This window comes from Pseudomonas sp. KCJK8993 (assembly GCF_046230915.1).
Classification (GTDB): Bacteria; Pseudomonadota; Gammaproteobacteria; order Pseudomonadales; family Pseudomonadaceae; genus Aquipseudomonas; species Aquipseudomonas piscis.
Genome location: NZ_JBJJLO010000002.1, coordinates 142,488 through 156,617, shown reverse-complemented (window position 1 = coordinate 156,617; position 14,130 = coordinate 142,488). Strand labels below are relative to the sequence as shown.

The window sequence follows — 14,130 nt, the reverse complement described above, 5'->3', positions numbered from 1 at the left end:
CCGCCGCCTTGCCATGGGCCTGTGGCGGCGGGGACCGGCCGGTCTCAGTTGGAGGCCGGACCAGGCGTCAGGCCGTGGACCGGGATATCCAGCAGGCCCAGCAGTCGCTGGTTGATTTCCTGGGCGTCGAACTTCTCCCGGGCGATGCGATAGCTTTCCCGGCCCATTTTCTCCAGGTATTCAGGGTGTTCGATCAGGTACAGCATCTTCTCCGCCAGCACTGGCGCCGACCAGCGTGGAACCAGGAAGCCGTTGACTCCGTCGACTACGGTTTCACGGCAGCCCGGAACATCGGTGGTGATGACGGTCCTGCCCACTGCCATGGCTTCCTGGGTGCTCCTGGGCACCCCTTCGCGATAGTAGGACGGCAAGACGAACACATCGGATTCGGTAATCCAGTCCACGACATTGGACACGTGCCCGGGGTGGACCACCAGGCCATCTTCCACCAGTTGCTTGAGGGTCGCGGCAGTGAGTCCTCCCGGGTTTTCCTCGTCCAGGCCGCCCAGCATGACGAAACGGGTCTCGGGATAGCGGCTCTTCACCAAACGCGCGGCGGCCACGTATTCGTTCACGCCTTTCTCGGCGAGCAGGCGTCCGATGAACAGGAACGACAGGGCCGCTCCGGCAGGAGATGGCGAATAGGGGTAGTCCCGGAGATTGAGGCCGATGGCGCCCAATACGTCGACCTTCTTCACATGGATCCGGTATTTGTCGATCAGGTCCACCGGATCATCGGGGTTGAGGAAAATGATCCTCTCCAGGAACGGAAAGGACAGGCGATAAAGCAACGCCTGCACCTGGCGCAGGATTCGCAGCTTGTAGCCAGTTCCCCCGGGAGTGTCGGTGAAGACGTACCCCAGTCCTTCGAGCATGCCGATCCGGCGCTTAACGCCTGCCAGGACGGCGGCGAACGTGCCGAAGATCACCGGCTTGGAAAAGTACGAGAAGACCAGGTCCGGGCCGATCTCCTTCAGGATCCTGGCCAGCTTGAAGGTGTTGGATACATCCGAAAACGGGTTCAGGCCGGCGCGGCTGAAGTCATAGTCCACGGTGATGGCACCGAGCGCCTGGACCTTCTGGCGGCTACTGGCGTCGTAGTCCAGTGCGAAGGCATGGACTTCATGGCCAGCCGCGACCAGGGCCTTGATCAGGTCGGCACGAAAGCCATAGACACATGAGGCACTCGTGCCGACCAGCGCAATCTTCATTGTGTAGTTACCTGTAGCCATCTGGATTGTTCGACTGCCAACGCCATGTGTCTTCCATCATTTCCCGGAGCCCAAGTTCCGCCTTCCAACCTAGTTCCCGTTGGGCCTTTGAGGAATCCGACCAGCACTGTGCGATATCTCCTTGCCGGCGAGGGGAGAGCACGTAGGGGAGGGTACGCCCGCAAGCCTTCTCGAATGCCTGGAGCATTTCCAGCACCGAGTAGCCGACACCTGTTCCCAGGTTCCAGACATCGATTCCTCTATGGGCACAGACGTAGTCGACGGCCGCCAAGTGTCCCTTGGCGAGATCGACGACATGGATGTAGTCGCGCACGCCGGTTCCATCCGGGGTGGGATAGTCATGGCCATAGATGGAGAGCTTTTCCAGCTTGCCCACCGCGACGCGGCTGATATAGGGCAGCAGGTTTTCCGGGACGCCGTTGGGGTCTTCGCCCAGTTGCCCGCTGTGATGGGCACCGACCGGGTTGAAATAGCGCAGCAGGGCCACCGACCAGCGCGGATCGGCAGCAGCCATGTCTTGCAGGATCTTCTCGACCATCAGCTTGGAGGTACCGTAGGGGTTGGTCGGGGTGCCCGTAGGGCAGGTTTCGACCAGAGGTACCTGTTGCGGGTCGCCATACACGGTGGCCGATGAGCTGAAGACCAGGCGGAACACGCCTGCCGCGGCCATCGCCTGGCACAGGGTGACGCTACCGCCGACGTTGGTCTGGTAGTAGGCCAGGGGCTGTCGGACACTCTCACCAACGGCCTTCAGTCCGGCGAAATGCAGGACCGCATCGATTTTATGGGTGGCGAAGACATGATCGAGAATGGCCCGGTCGCAAACGTCGCCCTGGATGAACACCGGCGTTTTTGCGGTCAGTTGCTGGACACGTTCTATCGACAACATCGAGCTGTTGCACAAGTTGTCCAATATTACTGCTTCGTGACCGGCCTGAAGTAACTCCAGTACCGTGTGTGAGCCGATATAGCCTGCGCCGCCAGTTATCAAGAATCGCATATTGCTGATCTCGTTCTAAATGTGTGCCGAATCGATCATTGCAGATTATCTGGACCTGATGATGGACTTTAGGAAGTGATAGAAAACGGCCATCAGGTTCTTGATGCTTTTATTCAATACGAACTCTCGGGCTGCCAGGCCAGTGGCTTCAGCGTAACCGAGCAGCTTTCTTTGCGACGCACCGCTGTGGATTCGATAGTCGAGCAGTATTTCATCCATGTTCGCCCACTTGATGCCAAGACGCTTGAGCCTCAGCCACAGGTCATAGTCCTCGGAGTTGAAACCGGCGTTGTATCCACCGGCCCTGATGATCAGATCCTTGCGGTAGATGATGGTGTTGTGGGCAAAACAGTTCTTGTACCTGAGCAACTTGTCGATATTGGCGCCCTTGGGATAGATGCGGGTGCCCAATACAGCTCCTTCAGGGTCGATGAGTCGCAGGTCGCAACCGACGAAGTCCAACTGGTTGGCCTGCAGGTACGCGAACTGCTTTGCCAGGCGATCCGGCCAGCAGACGTCATCGGCATCCATCCTGGCGACATAGTCGTACCTGGCGGCATCGAGGCCGACATTCAGCGCGTTGGCCAACTGGGGGATCTTGCTCTTGATGACCCGCAAGCGAGGTTCTTGAGCATAGAGCCCATTGAGGCGAGTTTCGGTTTCGTCACATGCGGCGCCATTGGCGACGATGATCAGTTCGAAATCAGCAAATGTCTGAGCCAGAACGCTATCGATGGCCAGGGGGACGAAATCATCGAACCTGCTGACGCCCATAACAACACTAATCATTGGCTTACCGCCGTACCTTGAAATAACGAAAGTCCATCGATGCCGGGCGCTGCCTGTCGAGGGCTGGCCCATCGGCGCGCCGCTCAAAGAGGCGACTAGGGACGCAGCCGGGCATTGTTGCGCAAGCGACCTAGCCAGTCTTTGGCGCGATAGACGAACGAGGTTCCGAACATCATGAATGCCGCGGTCTTCAACCATGTGGCGTCGATGGGGAAATAGAAGAAGTACTTCAATTTCCCCCGGCCGAAGAAGGCTTCGCGCAGGGCAATGGACTTCTTGAAGTAGAGATTGGGCCAGAAACCCGTGATGAACGGGCGTATGGCTGCGAAGAAGTCGTAGTGCCTGGCGTAGTCCCGGGCCACCGACTCTTGATCGTGGACAACGGCTCCACAGTCGTTGCCGCCGTGGAGCCTGTAGAACAGGACCGGTTCGGCGAGCACGCTAACCCGGTCGGCCTGGAGCAGGAAGAACGAAATCCACCAGTCCTCGAACTTCAGGTTCTCGGGCAGGGGGAACACGCGTTGGGCATCTTTTCTCCAGAGCAGGGCGCAACCACCGGAAAGACTGCTGCCCAGCAGGTTCTTCAGATAACTCGGTTGGGCGGGCAGCACTTGGCCAATGATCTTGGCGGCATCGTGGTCGTAGCGGTACAGCCCGCCGTAGACCGAGTTGCCCGTGGCCAGGGCCTTGTCCAGGAGTTTTTGCGTCCTACCCTGTACCAGGTAGTCATCGGCGCCCAACAGGCAGATGAACTCTCCCTGGGCCATTTCAAAGGCAGAATTGAAGGCTGCGTTCTTTCCCTGGTTCTTGGGAAAGGCATGTATCTTGACCTTCGGGTTTGCGGAAAACTGGCTGCGTACCAGGGAAAGGGAAGAGTCGGTCGAGCCATCATCAACTATGCAGATTTCAACATCGAGCTCTTCGCTGGCCTCTTTCAACACCGACTCAACTGCTTCGACTATATAGTCCTCCTTGTTGTACAAGGGGATCAGATATGAAACAAGGTGCATGTGAGTCCTCAATCTAACGGTGTACTGCGAAATCAATCAGGTTCGAGCTGATAGTTGTTTTAACGAGTTTCTGCCGGTTGCTGGTGGCTCACTACAGCCTTGTACAGTTCCCGCTCGGCCTGGCTATCGAACTGTGAGTTGTGCCACAACAGGGTGAAGCAACCGCCCACGGCCTGGCAGATATCCTTCAGGTCGCAGAACTTCTGCAACGCTGCCTGGCCGACCCCCAGCCCCATGTAATGCTGGGCTATCACCGTGGACTCCATGGCGATCAATGGACGAATACGCAAGTCCAGTTGCCGGCCCTCGAGGGGGTCGTAGGCGGGGTACTCATGGCAGGTCCCGCAGCGAAACCCGACGTAGTCGGCATAGCCCAGGGTACTGTCGTAGCCTAGCCCTGCGTCGTTCCAGGCGCGCATTGTAGTGGGATGCTCCCAGCGCAGGTAGTGCATTCGCCCACCCCAGGTCGACTGATGGATATTTTCCTGCGCGCAGGTCCTTTTCAGGCGCTGTGCCTCGGCCAGGATGTCTCCAGGAGACTGGTAGGTGTTGTAGCTGGGGTGCAGGCCGATCTCGTGGCCTCGTGCATGAATATCCCGCAACAACTGGCGAATGGCCGGGTGTTCTGGCTCGTAGTCGGCATCCTTGGCCGGATCCGTGCGGCCGCAGATGAAGTAGAAGGCGCTGACCAGCCCGTGTTGCTCCGAAATGTCCATGAGCCAGTGGAAGGTGTTTGCCGGGTCGGCCGGATGCAGCGACTTGCCGCTATTGAGGCGCACCCATGGGGCTACCAGGGCTCCCTTGATATTCCCGCGCTTGAGGACGTCGGCCAGCATCCCGCGAGCGATGCCCGTGGGCGAGCGGAATCCGTAGTAGCTCGGCATGTCGACGTCATGGGACACCTTCATCGAAGGCTGCTGGCGCTTGAGCGCCAGTTCCGGCCAGGTCTTGTGGATGACCTGGCCGAGAATGCCAAGCCATTCGTCCACCACGGGGCGCTCCAGGTAACCGTGCTTGAAGGCGTGGGAGGAGGTGGCGGCGAAGCGTTGGTGGTTGTCCAGGTTCTCGCGGTTGGTTTCTTCCAGGCGCGACAGCATCCAGTACGTCAACCCGAGGATGTCGTAGTGGATGCGGTAGCCGCCATCGCTGGGCTCGATCAGCGGCGAGGGCAAGTCACTGGCTCCAGGCGCGGGCAGGGGGCTCCCCAGGGCCGGGGTCCAACCCTCCCTGGCCGCGTCCCAGCTGGTGCATGGCAGGTCCGACTCGGCCCGGTTGAAGCTCCTGGAGTCCGTCGCCAGGAGCACGCGGGCAGGGCTGTCCTCATGGCTCAGGCAGAGGATGCCGGCGTCCAGGAGGCCGATGGAAAATGCCTGGCCATAGCGTTCAGCCAGGACCTGCTCCAGCCAGCTGAGAATCGATGGGTTCGGCCAAGCCTTCTGCATAGTCATTGTCCTGCCCTGAGCTCTTTGATGAATTGCACTGCCCTGAGGATCCTGGAGGGGGTTTTCGAGACTGCGAAGTAGGGCGTTTGCACTGCCCCGAAGGCCCTGAAGAAACGCTCGACAGGTTCGAGCATCGAGCCTTCGAAATCGAAGCGCCTGGTGACCGTGGAGGCGAACTTGATGGCCTCCCACATGCACAGGCTGGTGGCGCCGCTGTTACGCAACTCAGGGTCTGAGCCACCCATCAGGTAATAGGCGCTATTGGCGTCCCAGATCAGGTAGACCCCGGCATGCCGGCGGCCCTGCTCGTCCTCGGCGATGAATATCTTGCGTGCGCCATGTTCGACGCAGGCCTTGTCGAGTCGCTCGACGAAGCTTTCCGAGTAGGGCAGCGGCATGCCCTGGCGGGCGAAGACGAGGCGGTTGAGCGCCAGGAAATCGGCGATGCCCAGGTCGTCGCGGACGCGGACCTGGAAGCGCTCGCTGGCTTTGCGCACATCGGTTCGAATATTGGCCTGGACCTCTTGCCAGAGTGCGTCTTCGTTACCCAGTTCGGGGAGGACGTAGGTATAGCGAGTGGTCTGCTTGAAGCCGCGCCAGAAGAACGGCAGCCAGTTCTGCTGGCTGTAATGCCAGTTCTGGGCGTATTGGTGGAACCTGGGCAACTGATCGATCAGGGACTCCATCAGGTCTTTCTGCTGCCCGAGTGCCTTGGCGTACTTCGCGCTGCTTTCGCGCAGCCATGGACCCAGGAACTGCGTGAGGGAGGGCTGGCTCAGCAGGGTGGAACCGCGGTGCTTCTTGATCATGTAGGGCAGGGCGGCCATGACTTTACCGCCCTTTTCCACGATCGCGACGTCCCAGTTTTCTGCACCGGCCGTAGCGTCGAGCCACCAGGCCTGGTTGAAGATAGGGATTGATTTTTCTGCTATGCAAGCGTCCCTGTAGAGTGTTTTGTTTTGCTGCATACAGAAAACCGTCAAGTTGAAGTCAGGCGCGGAGTATATTGGATTCAGTTGCTCTGTAAAAATCGTTGACTCAAAGTCCCACCTGCTTCAACTATCTTTGGACAACTTTCGGATAATTGCGTGGTATCTGTACTCGTAATATTTTGAGCTGATAAAAGTCACTTCTAGCCCAAGTTTCTTACATGCCTCGAACCAGAAGTAGGGGGTATAGGCAAAGCCCATGCCTTCATCTTTCCATTTGACCCAACGTTGGCCGCCGAGCCTGAAAGCCGCGAGCCTGGCGCAAGTCGCCAGGCTCCGAAGCATCGATCGGGCCTGGTCACCAAGGCCATTCGGCGCAGGCTCGGGTTGGGTCGAATAATAAGAACCCATGCTCAAGGTCATGTAGCGAACCGGGTCGACGCAGTCGAACAGATAGAACACCCGGGCTTTTGGGTTATTCGCGAAGATCTCGATGACCTTGGCGATTTCGGCTGGATTCAGATACTGGTTCAAGGCTTCGGTCGTCGTCCACTGCGTGAAATCCGCTTGCGGCAGGAGTTCGAAAATATCCGCGACATCCAACTCGACCTCCATTCCCGCCAGGAGCTTCCTGGCGGAGTCGATCATTGAAGCGGAGTAATCGACCCCCTTGGTGATATTGACCAACGGAAGCAGCTGTTGCAGTAGTTCGCCCGCGCCGCAGCCCAGGTCGATTATCCGGCCTTGGCAGGCTCCTTCATCGATGACCTGCGCACATTCAAGGGCCTTTTTCCTGAAGTAGTCGGTGCTGGAGAAACGATGTCCGCTATCAGTCTTGCCTTGCCAATAATTTTTTGTGTGGTTCATGTCTATTGGCCACCAAGTCGTGTGGGGTGCAGATTATTATTCGGAGCTCAGTTCGAGCATTATCTTGCTGGCGGAAGGTCGCTCCTGAGTTCTTGAAAAGCGGCTGCCGCTGTTCAGGCATTGCAGGATTGCATCGCTCCAGGACTGTCCTTTCTCGATACGCCGGGCAATTCCGCGCTCCTGCCACTCCATGTAATAGCTGCAGTTATGGTCGAGCAGGCTCGGGATGCCCTCAAGCGCTGCCTCGATGGTAACCGATGAATTGAGAGTGACATGCAGGTCCGCCAGCTTGATGACATAGTCCAGCGGCAGGTTCGAGCACAGTGCGAGGTCGCTGCGTTCGTTTTCCAGCGAGCCCGCGTAGGCGCCCTGTTTGTCCATCATTGCCGGATGCAGGCGGTACAACCAGAAGACCGATGTGAAAGCCGGACCTTGCATGGCCTTGCGCAGTTCGTCGATGAAATCTTCGCTGTCGATGGGTTGCAGCGTCACCAGCACTACCTGCTTGCAACCCGATTGCCGGATGCGCTGGGTCAGGTCGTGGTATTCGGCGAACTCGACATCGACCTCGTTCAGGTACTGGCTGAAGATGCGTCCGCCGAGGATGCCTCGATGCGCTTCGCCGCCCCAGGTGCCGATATTGGCTACGTCCTCCTGGGTCCAGTTCCAGAAGAGCCTGGGCAGCAGGTCCCAGCCCCCCCGGGGGACATGGCCCCAGGTCCCGTAGGCGAAATGCCCGGCCCCCTGGACCCCATGTTGCAGATCGATGGTCCTGATACCCAGGGCATTGGCTGCCGCCATCAAGGCAAAGCCGAAAACACTATAGTAGGTCGCTACCATCACCAGTCTGGGTTGCTTCGCCTTGAGGACCCTGGAGAAGCGCTGTTTATGTAGGTCCAGTTGCGTCAGCGCATTCTCGATGGCCTTAAGGCTGACGGATTGCGTGCCGAAGCCTCGGGACTGGAGTTCGAGCCTGAGAACGTCAATCAGCGCCAGATCAGCTTCAGCCAGTTGCGGCTTGTCCTTGAACCTGTTGGTCAGGGAGACGATGGTCAGGTGCTTTTGTATGTAGGCCGTCTTTTCCGATCTAGGGGTCCGATATTCCGAGTCAGGGACGAATTCTTCGCCATAGAAGTCCACTGGCACTTGTGCCTCTTCGCACCAATGCCTGAGTGGGGAAAAGAATGCGTCGAAGTAGGTGCCCTTGATCTTCAGGCTGCGGCAGGTCGAGTGGGTCAGGTAGTAGACATCGCACGGCGCATCGCGCTCCAGGTTGTGCCTGGGGTCGATGAAGTCTTCGAACAGCGAGCCCAGCGCATTCCCATATTTCTTCAGCCGGTCGCGAAACCGTGCCTTGCTTTGGCTGGGCGGGACCAGGGGATCGTTTTCAAAGCCCAGCATCATCCGCAGCAATGGCCAGTACTGTGTACCGTTGTAGCGCAACGAGGCAACGTCGTGCTGTTGTTCAAGCTCGGCCAAGACGTCGAGAAAGCCTTTCTTACTGACTGCTTTCGTCAGGCCAACTTCAAGTTCACCCACCAGCCGTTACTCCGTGATCGCTTCGAAGCTGACAGCTGTATTGGCAGCGATGTCCCGGCTGGCGTGTTTGCCGACGACCTGGTCATAGCACTTGGGTGGCAGCCCGTAGCTTGGGCGCACGCTGCGAATGGCATCGGGGGTGATCAGTTCCCCGGCTTTCAGATCCTTGACGAAGTACAGGGAGCGGCGGAACTTCGCATTGCCTTGCTCGCTGGACTTGCGAGCGTAGTCGACCTTGCCCAGGGCGGACCAGGCGGTCTTGCTGTTGCGGCACAGTTGCTCCAGCTCGGCAGGTTCCAGGGAAAAGCTGTCGTCAGGGCCACCGCCACTCCTGTCCAGGGTGAAGTGCTTTTCGATGATCGAGGCGCCCAGGGCAACGCTGGCAATGGCAGTGGTGTTGTCCAGGGTGTGGTCGGACAAGCCGGTCACCAGGCCAAAGCGCTGGATCATCTCTGGAATGGTGCGCAAGTTGTAGTCGCTGGCCGGGGCAGGATAGCCGCTCACGCAATGCAGGATCGCCAGCTCCTTGCAGCCGTTGGCCTTGGCGGTGTCGATCGCTTCCTGGATTTCCTCGGCATCGGCCATGCCGGTGGAGATGATCATGGGCTTGCCGGTGCTGGCGACGTACTTGATCAACGGCAGGTCCACGGCCTCGAAAGAGGCGATCTTGTAGGCCGGGGCGTTGAGGTCTTCCAGCATGTCCACCGCGGTGTTGTCGAACGGCGAACTGAAGATAGTGATCCCGAGTTTTTCCGCATGTTGGAACAATGGCGCATGCCAGGCCCAGGGCATGTGGGCTTCCTGGTACAGCTGGTACAGGGATTTTCCATCCCACAGGCCGCCATGGATCTGGAACTCCTCGGAGTCGCAGTCCAGGGTGATGGTGTCGGCCGTGTAGGTTTGCAGCTTGATGGCATCGGCCCCGGCCTTTTTCGCCTCTTCGATGATCTTCAACGCGGTTTCCAGCCTTCCGTTATGGTTCGCGGAGAGCTCGGCGATGATGTAGGGAGGGGCGTCCTGGGCAATACGACGGCCGGCGATGTTGATGCTGTAGGTGTTGGACATAGCGTCGGTGTCTCTCAAGTAGTTGATGGCCATTGAGCGGCAAGAAGGCCGAAACAGACGGTGTCGTGATAACGCTGGCCGTCGAAATGTTGCTCGCGCAGGAGGCCTTCCTGTTGAAAGCCAAGGCTACGATGCATCTTCAATGAGCGCTCGTTGTAGGCCAGCACCTGGCCGCAGACCTTGTGCAGGTTCAACTGGGTAAAGCCGTGCTGCAGGGCTGCGTGCCCCATGAGCCGGCCCGTGCCCTTCGGGGCCTGTGGCGCGGCATAGAAGCCCCAGTCGGCGATGCGGCCTTGTGCCGATTGGTGGAAGTTGACATAGCCGAGCGCGACACCCTCGCTTTCGAAGATCAACAGGGCGCGCCTGGGGTCGGTATTGGCCTGTTCGAACCAGCGCGCATGTTCGCTGCGGGTGATTTCATGCTGGGTGTGCATGTAGCGGCGGATGTCCTGGTGGTTGCGCCAGGCGAGCACCTGATCGATATCGTCTTCGATCATGCGTCGTATCAGCCATGGGTGATCGGATTGGCCGCTCATCGGGCGAGTTGCTCCAGTTTTTCCACGACGTAACGGGCACCGGAGCCATCGGTCACTCCGGCGGCTGCCGTGACCATCTGCGCCAGCCGGGGGCCTTGCTGCAGGGTCGCCAGTAGGGGCGGCAGGCGTTCAGCGATATCCTGCGGGGTGCCAAGCAATTCTCCAGCACCGGTTTCGGCCAGAGCATGGGCGCCAGGCCACTGGTTCTCGGCGATGACCACGGTCAGGGTGGGAAGCCCCATGCAACAGCGTTCCCAGGAGGTTCCGCCGGCGGCGCCGATGGCCAGGTCGCTGTCGGCCATCCGCTGTGCCATGTCGCGGATATCCACCAGTACTTCGGTGGTTACCGGCATCCTGGCGCATTGTTGTCGCACGCTGTCCAGCCATGGGGCGGCCCCGCCCATCACCACCCAGATACGGCAGTCGTCCGGCAACTGGCAGTGACCCAGGGCCTCGAGCACCTGGCCGGTGACATTGTCCTTGTCGATGCCGCCCATGCTGATCAGCAACTGCCGGAGTTGCGGCGTTGCCCGGCGTTCCAGGCTGTATTGGCGCAGTTTCGCGAATTCGGGGCGCAGCAGGGAGTAGGTCGAGCCGGCGAGCACTTGGCAATGGGGCAGGACCCGAGCCTGGTAGTCCGCGGCTTGGCGGCCCAGGTTCTGGTCCAGGAGCAGGTCGCTGCAATGTGCCCGATCGGCCAGGTCGTCGATCGCCATCAGCTTGCCGCACAGTGGCCTGACGGCAGCCTCCCAACGACTATCCAGGGCGTAGTGGTCGACGATCAGCCAGTCGGGCCGCAGCTCGCGAAGCACCGCCGCCGACTCACTGGCGTCCTGGCTTTGAGTAACAACGAGCCATTGCTGGTGGGCGAGTTGGGGGCCGTCTGCCTGATCCGCCATCGGGGACGACGCGGGTTCGACAGGTGCGGCGGCGGGAAGCTCGTGCACTCGATGTCCGCTGGCCACGATTTGCGCCAGCAGGCCCTGGGGGGCGTCACGACAGATGAAGTGGCACTCGACGGCCCGCCGGGCCAGGGCATCGGCCAGGGTGAGGCAGCGCATTACATGGCCGATGCCGATTTGCACCGAGGCATCGGCACGAAACGCAACGCGCTCGATCATCGAGAACCAGCCGAGTCGAGGTATGGCTTGCGGATCGGCACACCGGCCGCGGCCAGGGCGTTCTTCGCTCCGGCTGGAGTCTGCTCGGTGAAGTGGAACATGCTCGCCGCCGCGACTGCCGAGGCCCCGGCCTGGATCACGGCCTCCACCATATGCTGGTAGTTGCCCGCGCCGCCTGAAGCGATCACCGGGATATTGACCGCTTTGACCACGCTCTCGATGAGCGCCAGGTCGTAGCCCTGCTGGGTGCCGTCACGATCGATGGAGGTGATCAGGATTTCGCCCGCCCCCCTGGCCTCGACTTCGCGGGCCCATTCGATGACCTTGCGGCCGGTGGCTTGCTTGCCGGCATGGCTGAAGCACTGCCAGTCGTTAGCGTCGGCTTCATGGCGTACGTCGATGCTGGCCACCACGGATTGCGCGCCATGGCGCTTGGCGATGTCGGTCAGCAGTTCCGGGTTGCCATAGGCCGCAGTATTGATGCAGACCTTGTCCGCCCCGGCCCGCAGCAGGCGCTGCACCTGGTCGATATGGGTAATGCCGCCGCCGACGGTCAGGGGTACGAAGCATTCCTGGCCAAAGTCGTCTACGGATTCGAAGTCCAGCTCTTCGTCCGACTTGTGGGCCACGATGTCCACCAGCACGAGTTCGTCGACTTCCCGCTGGTTGTAGACCTTGATGGCCGGCATGACCGAGCCGACCCGGCGCCAGCTATCGAAGCCAATGCCTTTCACCAGGCCCAATTGTTTCCACAGCAAGGTGGGAATCACGCGAACCTTCAGCATTCTGGAGCCTCTACAAAGTTTCGCAGCAACCGAAACCCGGCCCTGGAGCTTTTTTCTGGATGAAATTGCGTGCCCCAGACGCGGCCGCGTCGAACGGCGGCAACGACCGGTACGCCATAGTCGGTGACCGCCAGGACATCGGCAGGGTCCGCAGGGGTGAAGGCGTAGCTGTGCACGAAGTAGAAATCCGTACCGTCGGGGATGCCCTCGAACAGTTCGCGTTCTGGAGCACAGGCCGAGACGTTGTTCCAGCCACTGTGCGGCACCCGCAGGCTGCAGCCCAGCGTACTCAGGTGCTCGACCTTGCCCGGGATCAGGTTGAGCCCGGGCGTGTCCCCTTCACCTGCGCCCTGAGCGCCTTCCATGCTGCTGGTGGCCAGCAACTGCATGCCGACGCACACGCCGAGCAGGTGTTTGCCGCGGTGCTGGATTTCTTCATGCAAGGCATCGACCCAGCCGCCTTCGTGCAGCAGTTGGGCGCAGTCGGCAAAATTGCCGACGCCAGGTAGCAGCAGTCGATCGACGTTGTGCATGTCCATGGGGCGATCCACCAGGACCGGGGTGACGCGCAATGCTTCGATTGCGCGCATCACCGATCCCAGGTTGCCGACTCCATAATCAATAATTCCGATCTTCATACGTTGTCGTAGTTGACCTTGGTGAGGTTGCCATCCCGATCTTTAATCAACACACCCTTGGCGTCGCGTTTGAAGATCTTCTTGTTGGTGAACTTGTCACACAGCGCGATGAACTCGTCGACGGTCATGTCCAGCGGACGCAGGATCTCTTCCAGGCTCTTGCCCAGGTATTCCCACGGGAACTTGCCATCGAGGTTGGTCACGATGTCCAGGCCATCCTGGCGGGTCAGCCGGCCACGACGGATATGCAGGCAGGCGTGGTCGGTCGCGCGGCTGAAGCCGAACTTGAGGAACTTGAAGTAGTCGTGGATGCCATGCTGGTGGTTGTCCAGGTTCTCGTAGTTGACCATGGAGCCTTCGGCCACCTTCTCATAGGAATGGAAACCATGCGCCTGGGCGATCAGGGCGTTGGACAGGCCATCCCAGGGGATGTAGTGGCCGAGGAACAGGCCGGTGACCCCTACGCGCGCCAACTCTTCGTCACTTGGGTAGGTGTACGAGATCAGGTGCTTGGCTTCGATGCCATCGGTGCCGATCAGGTCGGATACCCGCATGCCCAGCAGGCCACCGAACTCTTCCAGCCAGCGCCGGTTGAGGACGTTGTTGCTGGCCGCCGCGGCTGGACCGCCGTATTCGTTTTGCGAGTTCTCGCCCCACACGATGAGCGGAATGTTGAACTGCACGGCCGCGCGGACCGGGATGGTGAAAATCCCGACGTGCTCGGGCCAGGCGATGTCGCCCACCTGGGTCAGGCCGATCCGGTTCAGCTTGGCGCGAACCTTAGGATTCGGAGACATTTCGACGTAGTCGACGCCGAGGTGCTTGAGGTTCTCGATGTTCTTGCGGCCGATATCCGAGAGGTCGCAGGTCGTCGAGGTTACGCAGAGCGGGTTCAGGCCCAGTTGCAACATGCGTATCACCTGGTAGGTGCTGTCCTTCCCGCCACTGACAGGAACGATGCAATCCCAGTTGTCGCCGGTCTTGTTCTTGTACTTGTCGAGGATGACCAGCAGCTCCTGCTTGCGCTGGTCCCAGTCGACTTCGTTCCGTTGTTCGTAGCTGCGGCAGGCACTGCAGATACCCTCATCATCAATATAGAGATCAGGTTTGGTGTCGGGCATTACGCAGCGCTTGCAATAAGTCAGCATTCTTTTAAATCCTCTCGAAAAACAAATTA

At 59.8% G+C, this 14,130-nt stretch carries 14 protein-coding genes; all 14 read right to left on the bottom strand.

Annotated features, from left to right (window positions below):
• Nucleotides 1-44: 44 nt before the first annotated feature.
• The gene (locus ACK6AU_RS01800; RefSeq protein ID WP_409297430.1) at nt 45-1,211 is read right to left on the bottom strand and encodes a glycosyltransferase family 4 protein; all 1,167 of its coding nucleotides are present in this window, start codon (nt 1,209-1,211) and stop codon (nt 45-47) included.
• Nucleotides 1,212-1,218: 7 nt separating this feature from the next.
• Nucleotides 1,219-2,232 (bottom strand): UDP-glucose 4-epimerase GalE, encoded by a 1,014-nt coding sequence (galE, locus tag ACK6AU_RS01795; protein ID WP_409297428.1) that lies wholly within the window; start codon nt 2,230-2,232, stop codon nt 1,219-1,221.
• Between the two features lie 45 nt (nt 2,233-2,277).
• Nucleotides 2,278-3,021: a glycosyltransferase gene (locus ACK6AU_RS01790; RefSeq protein ID WP_185698304.1), complete on the bottom strand. Its 744-nt coding sequence runs from the start codon at nt 3,019-3,021 to the stop codon at nt 2,278-2,280.
• Nucleotides 3,022-3,116: 95 nt separating this feature from the next.
• A complete protein-coding gene (locus tag ACK6AU_RS01785) occupies nt 3,117-4,031 on the bottom strand; it encodes a glycosyltransferase family 2 protein (RefSeq protein ID WP_185698305.1) in 915 nt (304 codons plus the stop codon).
• Between the two features lie 59 nt (nt 4,032-4,090).
• Nucleotides 4,091-5,473 carry a polysaccharide deacetylase family protein gene (locus ACK6AU_RS01780; RefSeq protein ID WP_409297426.1) on the bottom strand — a complete coding sequence of 461 codons (1,383 nt, stop codon included), beginning with the start codon at nt 5,471-5,473 and terminating at the stop codon, nt 4,091-4,093.
• A 2-nt stretch (nt 5,474-5,475) separates the two neighbouring features.
• Entirely contained in the window at nt 5,476-6,300 is an 825-nt protein-coding gene (locus ACK6AU_RS01775; protein WP_409297424.1) for a GNAT family N-acetyltransferase, read from the bottom strand.
• Between the two features lie 228 nt (nt 6,301-6,528).
• Nucleotides 6,529-7,269, bottom strand: coding sequence for a class I SAM-dependent methyltransferase (locus ACK6AU_RS01770; protein WP_409297422.1), 741 nt, complete (start codon nt 7,267-7,269; stop codon nt 6,529-6,531).
• 36 nt (nt 7,270-7,305) lie between these two features.
• On the bottom strand, nt 7,306-8,808 hold the full coding sequence (locus ACK6AU_RS01765; RefSeq protein WP_409297420.1) for a hypothetical protein: 1,503 nt from the start codon (nt 8,806-8,808) through the stop codon (nt 7,306-7,308).
• Between the two features lie 6 nt (nt 8,809-8,814).
• Nucleotides 8,815-9,873, bottom strand: a complete 1,059-nt coding sequence (gene pseI, locus ACK6AU_RS01760) for a pseudaminic acid synthase (RefSeq protein WP_185698310.1) — start codon at nt 9,871-9,873, stop codon at nt 8,815-8,817.
• Nucleotides 9,874-9,887: 14 nt separating this feature from the next.
• The gene (gene pseH, locus ACK6AU_RS01755) at nt 9,888-10,409 is read right to left on the bottom strand and encodes a UDP-4-amino-4,6-dideoxy-N-acetyl-beta-L-altrosamine N-acetyltransferase (RefSeq protein WP_409297417.1); all 522 of its coding nucleotides are present in this window, start codon (nt 10,407-10,409) and stop codon (nt 9,888-9,890) included.
• Nucleotides 10,406-11,530 (bottom strand): UDP-2,4-diacetamido-2,4,6-trideoxy-beta-L-altropyranose hydrolase, encoded by a 1,125-nt coding sequence (pseG, locus tag ACK6AU_RS01750; RefSeq protein WP_409297415.1) that lies wholly within the window; start codon nt 11,528-11,530, stop codon nt 10,406-10,408. The genes pseH and pseG overlap by 4 nt, the downstream gene beginning before the upstream one ends.
• Entirely contained in the window at nt 11,527-12,315 is a 789-nt protein-coding gene (gene wbuZ, locus ACK6AU_RS01745; protein ID WP_185698312.1) for a glycosyl amidation-associated protein WbuZ, read from the bottom strand. Before wbuZ ends, pseG begins: the two co-directional genes overlap by 4 nt.
• Complete coding sequence (gene hisH, locus ACK6AU_RS01740; protein ID WP_409297413.1) at nt 12,309-12,953, bottom strand: imidazole glycerol phosphate synthase subunit HisH; 645 nt, start codon at nt 12,951-12,953, stop codon at nt 12,309-12,311. Before hisH ends, wbuZ begins: the two co-directional genes overlap by 7 nt.
• The gene (locus ACK6AU_RS01735; protein ID WP_260497937.1) at nt 12,950-14,101 is read right to left on the bottom strand and encodes an N-acetyl sugar amidotransferase; all 1,152 of its coding nucleotides are present in this window, start codon (nt 14,099-14,101) and stop codon (nt 12,950-12,952) included. The genes hisH and ACK6AU_RS01735 overlap by 4 nt, the downstream gene beginning before the upstream one ends.
• Nucleotides 14,102-14,130 lie beyond the last annotated feature (29 nt).

Bases quoted from the DNA above. Each gene is read 5' to 3' on its own strand.
- hisH (WP_409297413.1), bottom strand. From the start codon at position 12,953: ATGAAGATCGGAATTATTGATTATGGAGTCGGCAACCTGGGATCGGTG.
- ACK6AU_RS01800 (WP_409297430.1), bottom strand. From the start codon at position 1,211: ATGAAGATTGCGCTGGTCGGCACGAGTGCCTCATGTGTCTATGGCTTT.
- pseH (WP_409297417.1), bottom strand. From the start codon at position 10,409: ATGAGCGGCCAATCCGATCACCCATGGCTGATACGACGCATGATCGAA.
- pseI (WP_185698310.1), bottom strand. From the start codon at position 9,873: ATGTCCAACACCTACAGCATCAACATCGCCGGCCGTCGTATTGCCCAG.
- ACK6AU_RS01775 (WP_409297424.1), bottom strand. From the start codon at position 6,300: ATGGCCGCCCTGCCCTACATGATCAAGAAGCACCGCGGTTCCACCCTG.
- ACK6AU_RS01780 (WP_409297426.1), bottom strand. From the start codon at position 5,473: ATGCAGAAGGCTTGGCCGAACCCATCGATTCTCAGCTGGCTGGAGCAG.
- pseG (WP_409297415.1), bottom strand. From the start codon at position 11,530: ATGATCGAGCGCGTTGCGTTTCGTGCCGATGCCTCGGTGCAAATCGGC.
- ACK6AU_RS01735 (WP_260497937.1), bottom strand. From the start codon at position 14,101: ATGCTGACTTATTGCAAGCGCTGCGTAATGCCCGACACCAAACCTGAT.
- ACK6AU_RS01785 (WP_185698305.1), bottom strand. From the start codon at position 4,031: ATGCACCTTGTTTCATATCTGATCCCCTTGTACAACAAGGAGGACTAT.
- galE (WP_409297428.1), bottom strand. From the start codon at position 2,232: ATGCGATTCTTGATAACTGGCGGCGCAGGCTATATCGGCTCACACACG.
- ACK6AU_RS01790 (WP_185698304.1), bottom strand. From the start codon at position 3,021: ATGATTAGTGTTGTTATGGGCGTCAGCAGGTTCGATGATTTCGTCCCC.
- ACK6AU_RS01770 (WP_409297422.1), bottom strand. From the start codon at position 7,269: ATGAACCACACAAAAAATTATTGGCAAGGCAAGACTGATAGCGGACAT.
- wbuZ (WP_185698312.1), bottom strand. From the start codon at position 12,315: ATGCTGAAGGTTCGCGTGATTCCCACCTTGCTGTGGAAACAATTGGGC.